Source organism: Bradyrhizobium sp., from assembly GCF_004799445.1.
GTDB lineage: Bacteria > Pseudomonadota > Alphaproteobacteria > Rhizobiales > Xanthobacteraceae > Bradyrhizobium.
The window spans coordinates 1-13,000 of the sequence record NZ_SSNA01000039.1; the positions used below are offsets into that span (position 1 = coordinate 1).

General features: G+C 63.7%; 13 protein-coding genes and 1 pseudogene. All 14 read left to right on the forward strand.

Annotated elements, in window-relative coordinates; all coding sequences use genetic code 11:
- The first annotated feature begins 93 nt into the window (after positions 1 to 93).
- The 14 genes and pseudogenes from trpS to trmB all read left to right on the forward strand — a co-directional run bounded on the left by trpS (position 94) and on the right by trmB (position 12,899).
- A complete protein-coding gene (gene trpS / locus E8A46_RS04275) occupies positions 94 to 1,146 on the forward strand; it encodes a tryptophan--tRNA ligase (protein ID WP_291557922.1) in 1,053 nt (350 codons plus the stop codon).
- A 274-nt stretch (positions 1,147 to 1,420) separates the two neighbouring features.
- A complete protein-coding gene (locus tag E8A46_RS04280; RefSeq protein WP_291557899.1) occupies positions 1,421 to 1,915 on the forward strand; it encodes a universal stress protein in 495 nt (164 codons plus the stop codon).
- Between the two features lie 148 nt (positions 1,916 to 2,063).
- Positions 2,064 to 2,633, forward strand: coding sequence for a NifU family protein (locus E8A46_RS04285; RefSeq protein WP_291557901.1), 570 nt, complete (start codon positions 2,064 to 2,066; stop codon positions 2,631 to 2,633).
- A gap of 145 nt (positions 2,634 to 2,778) precedes the next feature.
- The gene (tsaB, locus tag E8A46_RS04290) at positions 2,779 to 3,477 is read left to right on the forward strand and encodes a tRNA (adenosine(37)-N6)-threonylcarbamoyltransferase complex dimerization subunit type 1 TsaB (protein WP_291557903.1); all 699 of its coding nucleotides are present in this window, start codon (positions 2,779 to 2,781) and stop codon (positions 3,475 to 3,477) included.
- The gene (rimI, locus tag E8A46_RS04295; protein ID WP_291557905.1) at positions 3,474 to 3,959 is read left to right on the forward strand and encodes a ribosomal protein S18-alanine N-acetyltransferase; all 486 of its coding nucleotides are present in this window, start codon (positions 3,474 to 3,476) and stop codon (positions 3,957 to 3,959) included. Before tsaB ends, rimI begins: the two co-directional genes overlap by 4 nt.
- 174 nt (positions 3,960 to 4,133) lie before the next feature.
- Positions 4,134 to 4,583, forward strand: a complete 450-nt coding sequence (locus E8A46_RS04300; protein ID WP_291557907.1) for a Fur family transcriptional regulator — start codon at positions 4,134 to 4,136, stop codon at positions 4,581 to 4,583.
- Positions 4,584 to 4,620: 37 nt separating this feature from the next.
- A pseudogene (locus tag E8A46_RS04305) lies at positions 4,621 to 5,327 on the forward strand (HAD family hydrolase).
- Positions 5,328 to 5,415: 88 nt separating this feature from the next.
- Positions 5,416 to 6,849, forward strand: coding sequence for a tRNA (N6-isopentenyl adenosine(37)-C2)-methylthiotransferase MiaB (gene miaB, locus E8A46_RS04310; protein ID WP_291557909.1), 1,434 nt, complete (start codon positions 5,416 to 5,418; stop codon positions 6,847 to 6,849).
- A gap of 4 nt (positions 6,850 to 6,853) precedes the next feature.
- Positions 6,854 to 7,909, forward strand: coding sequence for a PhoH family protein (locus tag E8A46_RS04315; RefSeq protein WP_291557911.1), 1,056 nt, complete (start codon positions 6,854 to 6,856; stop codon positions 7,907 to 7,909).
- 65 nt (positions 7,910 to 7,974) lie between these two features.
- Positions 7,975 to 8,484 carry an rRNA maturation RNase YbeY gene (gene ybeY / locus E8A46_RS04320; RefSeq protein WP_291557924.1) on the forward strand — a complete coding sequence of 170 codons (510 nt, stop codon included), beginning with the start codon at positions 7,975 to 7,977 and terminating at the stop codon, positions 8,482 to 8,484.
- 1 nt (position 8,485) lies between these two features.
- Positions 8,486 to 9,607, forward strand: coding sequence for a hemolysin family protein (locus E8A46_RS04325; protein ID WP_291557914.1), 1,122 nt, complete (start codon positions 8,486 to 8,488; stop codon positions 9,605 to 9,607).
- A complete protein-coding gene (lnt, locus tag E8A46_RS04330) occupies positions 9,604 to 11,208 on the forward strand; it encodes an apolipoprotein N-acyltransferase (RefSeq protein WP_291557916.1) in 1,605 nt (534 codons plus the stop codon). The genes E8A46_RS04325 and lnt overlap by 4 nt, the downstream gene beginning before the upstream one ends.
- Before the next feature lie 263 nt (positions 11,209 to 11,471).
- On the forward strand, positions 11,472 to 11,888 hold the full coding sequence (locus tag E8A46_RS04335; protein WP_291557918.1) for a helix-turn-helix transcriptional regulator: 417 nt from the start codon (positions 11,472 to 11,474) through the stop codon (positions 11,886 to 11,888).
- 267 nt (positions 11,889 to 12,155) lie between these two features.
- On the forward strand, positions 12,156 to 12,899 hold the full coding sequence (trmB, locus tag E8A46_RS04340) for a tRNA (guanosine(46)-N7)-methyltransferase TrmB (protein ID WP_291557920.1): 744 nt from the start codon (positions 12,156 to 12,158) through the stop codon (positions 12,897 to 12,899).
- Positions 12,900 to 13,000 lie beyond the last annotated feature (101 nt).

The following is a 13,000-nucleotide window of genomic DNA, read 5'->3' on the forward strand; positions in this document are numbered from 1 at the left end:
AAGCGGTCAACGCGATCCGGTTACCTGCGGACTCCGGCTTGCGCGACTGAGGCCCGCGTGGCAATGGACGGCGCGAAACAGGAAAAGCTGACCATGGCGATCGTTGAACGGGTTTTTTCAGGCGTCCAGCCGACGGGCAATCTGCATCTCGGCAATTACCTTGGCGCCATCGTCAACTTCGTGAAGCTGCAGGAGACCCATGACTGCATCTATTGCGTGGTTGATATGCACGCGATCACGCAAGGCGTCGACGTCTGGGGCGGGCCGGCCGAGCTCGCGCGCAACACCCGCGAGGTCACCGCGGCCTTCATCGCCGCCGGGATCGATCCGAAGAAGCACATCGTGTTCAACCAGAGCCAGGTATCGGGTCACGCCGAACTGGCCTGGATATTCAACTGCGTCGCGCGCGTCGGCTGGCTCAGCCGCATGACCCAGTTCAAGGAAAAGGCCGGCAAGGACCGCGAGAACGCGTCCGTCGGCCTCTACGATTATCCGGTGCTGATGGCGGCGGATATTCTGCTCTACCGCGCCACCCATGTGCCGGTCGGCGAGGATCAGAAGCAGCACCTCGAACTGGCTCGCGATATCGCGCAGAAATTCAACAATGATTTCGCCGACTCGATCCGTGGCCACGGCTTCAACGACGGACTGTTTTTCCCGCAGCCCGAGCCGCTGATCACGGGCCCCGCGACGCGGGTGATGAGCTTGCGCGACGGCACCAAAAAAATGTCGAAGTCGGATTCGTCGGATAATTCGCGGATCAATCTGACCGACGATGCCGACACCATCGCGCAGAAGATCCGCAAGGCGAAGACCGATCCGGAGCCGTTGCCGTCGGAGGAAAAGGGCCTCGAGACGCGCCCGGAGGCCGACAACCTCGTCGGGATCTACGCCGCGCTGGCGGGCCGCACCAAGGCCGATGTGCTCGGCGAATTCGGTGGCGGGCAGTTCTCCAGCTTCAAGAACGCGCTGGTCGAGCTCTGCGTCACCAGGCTTTCGCCGATCGCCTCCGAGATGAAGCGGCTGGTCGCCGACCCCGGCCATGTCGATGCCATCCTGGTTGACGGCGCCGACCGGGCGCGGGCCATCGCCGACCAGACCATGAAGGCGGCAAAGGACATCGTCGGCTTCGTCCGCAAACCCTAGTTCCATTCGTTTGCGACAAATGACGCAGCGCACTCTGGAGCCATTTACGTTTCGATTGAATCGAAACGGGGCTCTAGATTCTTGATTTGGCGCGTTTTCTTGACGCGAACCGGTCTCCACTTCGCTTGAAAACGCTTGAGTGGTCGCAGCTGTTCCGATCGTAAAACCGGCACCCTCCATTTGCGATTTGCGGAACACGCGCCAGCGCCCCGCTTGTCGGGGACGGCCGCGCCGTGGCAGCATGCGGCTTGCTTGGCGCAGCCTCGGGACATGCATGACCACCCAGCGACGAAGCTACGAGACGGGTCATAAGCCAAAATGTCTGGTTATCGTTGACGACACCGCGGAATGGGACCGCGCGGTCTACTATGCCAGCCGCTGGGCGATGCGGGTCGGCGGCGGCGTGGTGATGCTGCGCATCATCGAAACCGAGGACCAGAACCAGCAATGGCTGGGGGTCGCCGACATCATGCGCGCCGAGGCCCAGGAGGCGGCGAATGCCGCGCTCGATCGCGCCTCCGGCCGCGCCAACGGCATTGCCGCGATCACCCCGGAGCGGGCGATCCGCGAGGGCGACCCGACCGAACAGATGCTCGACGTCATCGACAAGGACGCCGATATCGCGATGCTGGTGCTGGCCGCTAATCCCGGTCCCGAAGGCCCCGGCCCGCTCATCACGTTGATGGCCAACGCGGTCGGCACCTTTCCGATTCCGGTCATCATCGTGCCCGGCGATCTGAGCGACGCGGAAATCGACGCCCTGTCTTAAGAATCCTGGTCCTGAAAACCCTGCTTCCCGCGCGGGTGGAAAGCGGCCCGCATGGGAGCTATCACGCCCCTTGACCGTGCGTTTGCCGTCGCCATCTGCTAGAAAGAGCTCACGCGCCGGCCTTGAACCGGCGACGCCGGAGAAAATCATGTTCATTCAGACCGAAGCCACACCCAACCCCGCCACCTTGAAATTCATTCCCGGCCGCATTGTGCTCGACGGCGGCACCCTGGAATTCGCCAACCGCGAGGCCGCGGCGCGTTCGCCGCTCGCCGAGCGGCTGTTCGACGTGCCCGGCGTCACCAGCGTATTTTACGGTTCCGACTTCGTCACCGTGACCAAGGATGACAGCGACTGGCAGCATCTCAAGCCGGCGATCCTCGGCGCCATCATGGAACACTATATGTCCGGTGCGCCGCTGTTGGCCGACGGCAGTGCCGGAAGCGACGAAGCCGCCGACGAGGAAGACGAGTTCTTCAACGAGGCCGACGCCGAAACGGTCGCGACCATCAAGGACCTGATTGAAACCAGGGTGCGGCCGGCGGTCGCCAACGATGGCGGCGACATCACGTTTCGCGGCTTCAAGGATGGCATCGTCTATCTCAACATGAAGGGCTCCTGCGCGGGCTGCCCGTCATCGACCGCGACGCTGCAGCACGGCATCCAGAACCTGTTGAAACATTTCGTGCCCGACGTGGTCGAAGTCCGGCCGATCTAGGCCATCGGCCCAAGGCGGACAAAGCGAAAGCGTGCCTGCCACAACGCGGCTTGGCGGGCACGGCGCGAAGCGTGCGCCTTTGTCCCCCCTGCAAAACTGTGCGGGCCGGGACGACAGTTTGAAATAAGCTGATATAACCCCCTCCATGCTGATCCTCGCCATCGACACCGCACTCGACGCCTGCGCCGCCGCGGTGCTGGACACCGAGGCCGGCAAGCTGATCGCGCAGGAATCGCAGGCCATGAAGCGCGGCCATGCCGAGGCGCTGATGCCGCTGATCGGGCGGGTGATCGCGCAATCCGGCGTTACGTTCGCAAACCTCGACCGCATCGCGGTGACCACCGGCCCCGGAAGCTTTACCGGGCTGCGGGTCGGCCTCTCCGCGGCGCGCGGCATCGCGCTGGCCGCCAACAAGCCGGTGGTCGGGGTGACGACGCTGGCGGCCTATGCCGCGCCTGTCGTCAGCCAAAACGCCGAGCAACCGGTGATTTCCGCGATCGATGCCCGGCACGACCAAGTGTATCTCCAGGTTGTCGGCGGCAACGGCAGCGCGCTGATCCGGCCCCGGGTGGCGCCGATCGAGGAGGCGCTCGGCGCCGCGCGGTTCGGAGCGCCGCATTTGGTTGGCAACGCCGCCGGGATCCTCGCCGACCGCTGGCCGGCGCATGCGCCGCCACCCTTCAAGGTCGATGCGCAACCCGCCCCCGACATTGCCTGGGTCGGATGGCTGGGAGCCGCCGTCAGCCCGAACACCGCGCCGGCGCGCCCCTTTTACCTGCGTGCGCCCGACGCCAGGCCCCCAAAAGACCTGCTGCACAAGGCTCCGCAGCCCACATCGCCATGATGGCATGGCTCTGCGAACTATGGAGCGTCGGCACCGCAGCGGTCGAACCTGCGGGCTTGCGCGATGCGCCGGCGCTGGCGCAGATACATGGCGCGTCGTTTCATCGCGGATGGGGCGAGAGCGAATTCGACAGCATGCTGACCGAGCGCAACACGCTGGTGCATCGCCTGAGGATGGGGCGGAAGGTCGTCGGCTTTGCGGTGTCCCGCATGGCGGCGGACGAGGCCGAAATACTGTCGATCGCGGTCGCCGAAAGCCATCGCGGCCGTGGCCTGTCCCACACCCTCCTGCTGACGCATCTTGGCCATCTGGCCGGCCGCGGCGTGCGGACGGTATTTCTGGAAGTGGAAGAAAACAATCGGTCGGCACGGCGGCTCTACGAACGGGCCGGATTTACCGTCGTTGGGCGCCGCGAGCGCTATTACCGGCAAGATGGCGGGGAACCGTTGAACGCGCTCCTGATGCGCCGCGACTTGTCGTAGCGCCCACGCGGTGGCAGAACAGCCCAGGAGCGCGATCGGCAAGATTTGGTCTGATTTTGCGTCGGATCAAAGCTCCGAACGATTAAGTGGCGCATGATGTCTCGGTTAAACCGCTTACGGGCCAAACCCGAGGGTATGCTTAGGCGGATCATGCGCTTACCAGGGGCGAGAATCATGACCGAGCTGAAATCCACCCCCGCGCTGAAGGCTACCGGTATCGAGGCGCGCTGCGCCGCCACCGGCATGCGCATGACCGAGCAGCGCCGTGTCATTGCACGCGTGCTGGCGGAGGCGGCGGATCATCCCGACGTCGAGGAACTGTACCGCCGCTGCGTCGCCGTCGACGACAAGATCTCGATTTCGACGGTATATCGCACCGTCAAGCTGTTCGAGGACGCCGGCATCATCGAGCGGCACGATTTTCGCGAAGGCCGCGCCCGCTATGAGCAGATGCGCGACAGCCACCACGACCACCTGATCAATCTGCGCGACGGCAAGGTGATCGAGTTCACTTCCGAGGAGATCGAGAAGCTGCAGGCCGAAATCGCCCGCAAGCTCGGCTACAAACTGGTCGATCACCGGCTGGAATTATATTGCGTGCCGCTGGACGACGAAAAATCCTGAACAAGAGTGCTATGCAGCGAAGCAGGTGCCGATTCGCGTGACGAAAACGCGTCGAAACCAAGACCCGGATTTTGATCTCATCATCTTCGACTGCGACGGGGTCCTGGTCGACAGCGAAGTCATTTCGTGCCGCGTCCACGCCGACGTGCTCACCCGTCACGGTTATCCGATCACCGCCGAACAAGTGCACCAGCGGTTTCTCGGACGCACCGCGCGCGACGCGGCCCTTGAGGTCGAGCGGGAACTCGGACGGCCGCTGGCGGACAGCTACGATTCTGAACGGCGAACGACATTGCTGGCAGCCTCGCGGACACGGTCGAGGCGATTCCGTATCTTCATGCGGCGCTCGACGCCATCGACGCGCGGATCTGCGTGGCTTCCAGCGCCGCGCATGAGAAGATCTTCACCACCCTGTCGCGGACCGGGCTTTACGACCGTTTCGCGCCGAATATTTTTTCAGGCACCCAAGTGAGCCATGGCAAGCCTGCGCCCGATCTGTTCCTGTTCGCGGCCAAGCAAATGGCGGCACTTCCCGGGCGTTGCCTGGTGATCGAGGACAGCATCCCCGGCGTCACCGGCGCGCTGGCCGCCGGGATGACCGTGCTCGGCTTCCATGGCGGCAGCCACTGCCGGCCGGGTGACGGCGAAGCGCTTCGCGCGGCCGGAGCGGCGGTGACATTCGACGATATGCGGCAATTGCCCGGGTTGATCGGGCGATTCGCCGCAATTCACGCCCCGGATTGACCGTTCGAAATGGTGGATTTTCGCGTATTTAGCCTATAATTGGGTTCCGCGCCGCATTGGCGCCATTTCGGCCCAGCATTCCGGTTCCATGAAGCTGCCGCGCAAACTGCATATCAAGTCATATGGCTGTCAGATGAACGTCTACGATGCGCAGCGCATGGTGGACACGCTGGCGGCCGAGGGCTTTGTCGAGACCGCAAGCGTGGATGACGCGGATCTGGTGATCCTCAATACCTGCCACATCCGCGAAAAGGCCTCCGAGAAGGTTTACTCCGAACTCGGGCGGCTGCGCGCCGTCAAGGACGAAGCCGCGCGCAACGGCCGCCAAATAAGCATCGCGGTGGCCGGCTGCGTGGCCCAGGCCGAGGGCAACGAGATCATCCGGCGAGCGCCGGTGGTCGACGTGGTGGTCGGGCCGCAAAGCTACCACCATCTGCCGGAATTGCTGGCGCGCGCGAAAAGTCACGGCCGCGCGCTGGAGACCGAGTTTCCCGTTCGGGACAAGTTCGAATTTCTGCCGCCGCCGCGGCCGGAGGCCATCCGGGCGCGCGGAATCTCGTCGTTCGTGACGGTGCAGGAAGGCTGCGACAAATTCTGCACGTTTTGCGTGGTGCCCTATACGCGCGGCGCCGAGGTGTCGCGACCGGTGGCAAAGATCGTCGAGGACAGCGAGCGGCTCGCCGACCATGGCGTGCGCGAAATCACCCTGATCGGCCAGAACGTCAACGCCTATCACGGCGAGGGGCCGGACGGGCGGACCTGGTCGCTCGGCACCCTGCTGCGTCGTCTCGCGGACATTCCCGGCATCGTTCGCTTGCGCTACTCCACCAGCCACCCCCGCGATGTCGACGAGACGCTGATCGAGGCCCATCGCGATCTCGCCGCGCTGATGCCTTTCGTGCATCTGCCGGTGCAGTCCGGCTCCGACCGCATTCTCGCCGTCATGAACCGCAGGCATACCGCAGACGATTACCGGCGGGTCATCGACCGGTTTCGCGCCGCCCGCCAAGATATTGCATTTTCATCGGATTTTATCGTGGGCTTCCCTGACGAGACCGAGGAAGATTTTCGCGCCACCCTCGCGTTGGTCACACAAATCGGATACGCTGGCGCTTATTCGTTCAAATATTCGCCGCGGCCCGGCACGCCGGCGGCGGACATGCGGGAGACGGTGTCAGCGGCTGAAATGGACGAGCGATTGGTGCGGCTTCAGGAATTGATCGACAGCCAGCAATCGGCCTTCAACAAGGCCATGATTGGCAACACTGTCGATGTGCTGTTCGAACGAGCCGCCCGCAATCCCGGCCAGATCGTCGGCCGCACCGCCTATCTGCAACCGGCGCATGTGATGGCGCCGGCGGACATCATCGGCGAGGTGCTGCCGGTGAAAATCGAAAGCCTCGAGCGCTACAGCCTGCTCGGTGAACTCGCGGCCCTTCCGCATGGCCGCCCGCTGCCGTCCGCCTTTTCTCAAAAGCCTTCGCAAATGACCGAATCTTCTCAGACGAGAACGGGAGCCTGAACCCTTGCCAAAAAGCGCATCGGATTCGCCTTCGCTCGCTCCCAGCCGCAAACTCGACCGCGACATCCAGATCCCGCCCGAAACGCAATTTGTCATCGATTTCGATGACAATCGCGCGGCCTCGGCGCTGGTTGGGCCTTACGGACAAAACCTGGCGCTGATCGAGCGACGGCTCGGCGTCGTGGTGGATTCGCGCGGCAATCACATCACCGTCGCCGGATCGCGCGACGGCTGCGATGCCGCGCGGCGCGTGCTGGAGACGCTGTATGCGCAGGCCGTCCAGGGCCACGAGCTGGCGCAGGGCGATGTCGAAGGCGCGATCCGCGCCGTGATTGCGCAAGGTTCGCTGTTCGAATTCGACGCCAAGACCGCCAAATCGTCGTTCGAGACCATCAACCTGCGCAAGCGTCCGGTACGGGCGCGCACCGCCGCACAGGACTCCTATATTCGCGCGCTCAAGCGCCACGAACTGGTGTTCGGCATCGGTCCGGCGGGCACCGGCAAGACCTGGCTCGCGGTAGCGCAGGCCGCGCAGCTGTTTGAACGCAAGGAAGTCGATCGCATTATCCTGTCGCGGCCCGCGGTCGAGGCCGGCGAGCGGCTCGGCTTTCTGCCCGGCGATTTGCGCGAGAAGGTCGATCCCTACCTGCGTCCGATCTACGATGCGCTGTACGACCTGATGGATTCGCGCATCGTCGAACGCGCGCTGCAAACCGGCGAGATCGAGATCGCGCCGCTGGCCTTCATGCGCGGCCGCACCCTCACCAACGCCGCCATCATTCTGGACGAGGCGCAGAACACCACATCGATGCAGATGAAGATGTTCCTGACGCGGCTTGGCGAAAACAGCCGCATGATCATCACCGGCGATCCGTCCCAGGTCGACCTGCCGAACGGCCAGACCTCGGGTCTGGCGGAAGCCGCCAGGCTGCTCGACGGCGTCGAGGGCATTTCCCAGGTGAAATTCACCGCCGAAGACGTGATCCGCCACGAGCTGGTGGCGCGGATCGTCGCGGCCTATGAAGGATTGCCGCAGCGACCGGCAACCAGCAAGCCTTGATGCCCAAAGCTGCCGCCGAGAGCGCGCCGGGGGCGAATTCCCGTCGCAAACAACATTCCGGACCGATGGCGCCGTTTATCCTTCCCATCACCGAGGTTCTTGTCGTCGCCGATTGCTGGCAGGCCGAGCCCGACGCCGAGACCGTGATCCATCGCGCCGTCGCGGCCGCGGCCGAGTTCGTCGCGGCCGACGTCGCAGGGACCGAGCTCGCGGTCATGCTGACCGACGACGCCGGCATCCGCACGCTGAACAGCAACTGGCGCGGCATCGACAAGCCGACCAACGTGCTGTCGTTTCCGGCGCTGCAGCCGAGCGGCCCGCACAGTCCCGACGATGCGCCGCGCATGCTCGGCGATATCGCCATCGCCTATGAAACGACGCGAAGGGAAGCCGACGACGAACAAAAGCCGTTCGACCATCATCTTAGCCACCTGGCGGTTCACGGCTTCCTGCATTTGATCGGTTACGATCACGAAAAAGACCACGACGCCGAGATCATGGAAGCGCTCGAGCGGGAGATTCTCTCACAACTCGGCATTCCCGATCCGTATGCGGACCGGGAGCGGATGGACTGAGATGCCGGACTCCGAACCGACACACGACAATCCGCGCAACACGCGCAACCTGCCTGCCGTGGTGCAGGAAGGCGAGGTCATGCGTCCCGCCGCCGACAACTGGCTGACGCGGGCGATCCGCGCGCTGTTCGGGTGGAAGCCGGGATCGGTCCGCGATGACCTGCAGGTCGTGCTCGACGCAAGCACGCCGGACGAGGTGGGCTTTTCCGCCATCGAGCGCACCATGCTGCGCAACATCCTCTCCCTGCACGAACGCCGCATCGCCGACGTCATGATCCATCGCGCCGACATCGTCGCGGTCAAGCGCGACATTCCGCTCGGCGAGTTGATGAGCCTGTTCGAAAGCGCCGCGCATTCGCGGCTGGTGGTCTACGACGAAACCCTCGACGATCCCGAAGGCATCGTCCACATCCGCGACTTGCTGGCGTTCATGACCGCGCGAGCGCGGATATCCGAGACCGGCAAGGCCAAGGTCAAACGCAAGAAGCCGTTCCCCGCCGGCCTCGATCTGCGCGCGGTCGATCTGGCGCTGCCGCTTTCGAAGGCCAACATCATCCGCAAGCTGCTGTTCGTGCCGCCCTCGATGCGGGCGATCGATCTGTTGGCGCAGATGCAGGCCTCGCGCATCCATCTGGCGCTGGTGGTCGACGAATATGGCGGCACCGACGGGCTGGTCTCGATCGAGGATATCGTCGAACAGATCGTCGGCGAGATCGACGACGAGCACGACAGCGACGAGCCGCCGTCGATCGTGCGGCAGGCGGATAATTCCTTCATTGCCGATGCTCGCGCCAGCCTCGACGACGTCCGTTCTGTCATCGGCGAGGAGTTTGTTACCGGAGAGGCCGGCGAGGAGGTCGAGACGCTTGGCGGCTATCTTGTGACCCATGTCGGCCGGCTGCCGGTGCGCGGCGAGGTCATTTCCGGACCCGGCAATTTCGAAATCGAAGTGCTCGACGCGGATCCGAGGCGAGTGAAACGCCTGCGCATCGCCACGCGCAAGGAGCGTTCGGCCCTGCGCACCCAGCGCGAGAGCCGTCGCCGCGAAGCCACGGCCGAGACGGGATCCGTGCAAGCCAACGACAATACCAACCCCCAGGGCGACGGAGCCGGCTCATCGTGACAGCCGCAGGGAACCTCCGTGCGGCCGGTCCGGCGATCATCCTGGCGTGGGGATGGAAGCGCGCCGCCATCGCGCTTGTCGCCGGCGCGCTGTCGGCGCTCGCGATGCCGCCGTTCAACGCGTGGCCCGTGCTGTTCGTTACATTTCCAGTCGCGGTCTGGCTGATCGACGGCGCAGGCGCCGGACGCCTGCGCGGCGTGCCGGCGGCGGCGATGGCCGGCTGGTGGTTCGGGCTCGGTTATTTCGTGCCGGGACTGTACTGGATCGGCTACGCCTTCCTGGTCGATGCACCCACCTTTGCGTGGTTACTGCCGTTCGCCATATTGGGCCTGCCCGCCTACCTGGCGCTGTTCACCGCCCTGGGCTTTGCGCTCGCGCGGCTGATCTGGACCAGGGATGCCTCGCGGGTGATCGCACTGGCCGCAAGTCTCACCTTGAGCGAATGGCTGCGCGGCCACGCGCTCACGGGCTTTCCGTGGAATGCGTTCGGCTACGCGCTGACCGAGCCGCTGGCGCTGGCCCAGACGGCGTCGCTGATCGGGCTGTGGGGTCTGACATTCCTTGCCGTGGCGATCTTCGCAAGCCCGGCCGCGCTGATCGATGGCAGTTCGCGCGGGCGCAAGCCGTGGCTCGCGCCTGTCATGGCCGTGGTGTTGCTCGCCGCGATGGGGGTTTTTGGCGCAATTCGCTTAAGTCTGCAGCCGACGGCGATGGTTGCAAACGTCAAGCTGCGGATCATGCAGCCCAACCTGCAGCAGGATGTCAGATTCAACTACTCCGCCAAGGCGGAGGTGATGCAGAAATATCTGACGCTGTCTGATCGCGCATCCGGGCCGCAATCCACCGGCGTGCGCGACGTCAATGTCTTGATCTGGCCGGAATCGGCGTTCCCGTTTTTCCTGACGCGCGAGGCCGATGCGATGGCGCAGATCGCCGACCTGCTGCCCAAGGGAACCGTTCTGATCACCGGATCGGTGCGCGCGCCGGATGTTCCGCCGGGCACGAAAATCACACGCGCCTACAACTCGATCTACGTCATCGATCACGATGGCAGCGTGCTGTCGGTTTACGACAAGCTGCATCTGGTGCCGTTCGGCGAATTTCTGCCGTTCCAGGACTGGATGGAAAAAATCGGCCTGGTCCAGCTTACAAAGGTTCAGGGCGGATTCATTCCGGGCAGGCGGCGGCGCACCATGGAGATCCCGAACGCGCCGCGCGCGCTACCGCTGATCTGTTACGAGGCGATCTTTCCCGGTGACGTTGCCGAACGCAATGACCGTCCGGGCTGGATCGTCAACCTTACCAATGACGGCTGGTTTGGAATTTCGACCGGTCCCTATCAACACCTGCAACAAGCGCGCCTGCGCGCGATCGAACAAGGGCTGCCGGTGGTTCGTGCCGCAAACACCGGCATATCTGCGGTGATCGATCCGTTGGGACGATTCGTCGCACGGCTGGGTCTTGGTCTCGAAGGCGTGCTGGATTCCGGCCTGCCTTCTGCCATGCTCCCGACCATCTACGCGCGCGCTGGCGACATTCCCGTCGCCATTATGATTGCCTCCGCCCTGATTTTCGCGACCAGGCGCCGCGCCGCAAAGTGAATTTCCTGATGGTGATTCACTCTTGGTTTCGAATGTTGGCGGAAAGGCCGGCATACGGGATTCCACCAGTTGACAGACCGGCTATGCCATTCGCATTCTGCGCAGCGGAAACCATCCACGATCAGCCCGTCGGTACGTTGCGCAAATTTTCTGCACTCATTTAAAACCGAATCTCCGCGCAGGATTTGACGATATTGGCGCCTGAGACATGTCCCGTTTCGCCTTCCTTCCACCAACGGGCGTAATTCCAAGGAGTGCTGACGATGTCGACCAAAGCGCCCAACCCTGTTGACAAATATGTCGGCAGTCGTGTGCGCATGCGCCGTATCATGCTGGGCATGAGCCAGGAAAAGCTCGGCGATGCGCTTGGGCTCACGTTCCAGCAGGTTCAGAAATACGAGAAGGGGACCAACCGCGTCGGCGCAAGCCGCATACAGCAGATCTCCGAAATCCTTCAGGTGCCGGTATCGTTCCTGTTTGAGGGAGGGCCCAGTGGCACCGCGGGCGCCGCAGGGTTCGCCGAAGGGACCTCGCCGACTTACGTTTCCGATTTCCTGGCGACGTCAGAGGGTTTGGCGCTGACCCGCGCATTCACGCGCATCACCGACGCCAAGCTTCGGCGCAGCATTGTGGAATTGGTCGAACAGATTGCCGTGCACGAAGGTCCCGACAAGCGCTGAGGACAAGCCGTCAATTTCGGAGCGTTCACGATCGCAGCCCGGCAATGTCGAGGTTTCCGGTGTGCCATTGCACATCCGGGGTTCACTGGCTTTGCTTGCGCGCCCTGGAATGATGAAGATTGAACTCCTCTGAAGGCAGCGGCATACATTGACAGCCATGACCTCCACCGCTTTCGATTCGAACATCATCCTCGGCGGCTACCGTGATTTGCCGGCCACCATCAAGCCGCGGACGCGGCTGCTGCATCCGCAATACCCGTCGCTGCGATGAGTGCCGCAATCCGGGATCCCGGAAATCGCGATGCGTCGTCCGGGGAAGCCGTCACCGTCCATCCCCAGGGCTCGTTCTTTGGCCGGCGCAAGGGCCACAGGCTGCGCGCGCACCAGGCCAATCTGATCGAGCACTTGCTGCCGCAGCTTTCGCTGCAAATCGGCGGCCCGCAGCCGCCCGATCTCGCCGGGCTGTTCGACGCGCCGGTCGAGGATGTCAGGCTCGAAATCGGATTTGGCGGCGGCGAGCACCTGATCGCGGAAGCCCGCGCCTTTCCGAACACCGGCTTCATCGGCTGCGAGCCTTACGTCAACGGCATGGCGAAGATCCTGGCGCAGATCGAGGCTCATGCCATCGGCAATATCCGGTTGTTCGCCGGCGACGCCGCTGAATTGCTCGGGTGGGCGCCGGAGCATTCGCTGGCCCGGATCGATCTGATCCATCCCGACCCCTGGCCGAAGCGGCGGCACTGGAAGCGACGCTTCGTGCAGGACGCCACCATCGCCAGCATGGCGCGGGTTCTAAAGGCGGCGGGCGAATTTCGCTTCGTCAGCGATATCAGCGACTATTGCGCATGGACGCTGGCGCATTTTTCTCGATCGCCCGATTTCGTCTGGACCGCGGAGCGTGCGTCCGACTGGCGAGAGCCGTGGCCCGACTACACGATAACGCGATATGGCCGCAAAGCCGAACGCGAAGGCCGCCAGGCGGCTTACTTGCGATTTCGGAAAATCGGCTAAAGCGTTTTCAAGCGAAGTGGAGACCGGTTCGCGTCAAGAAAACGCGTCAAATCAAGAATCTAGAGCCCCGTTTCGATTCAATCGAAACGGAAAAGGCTCTA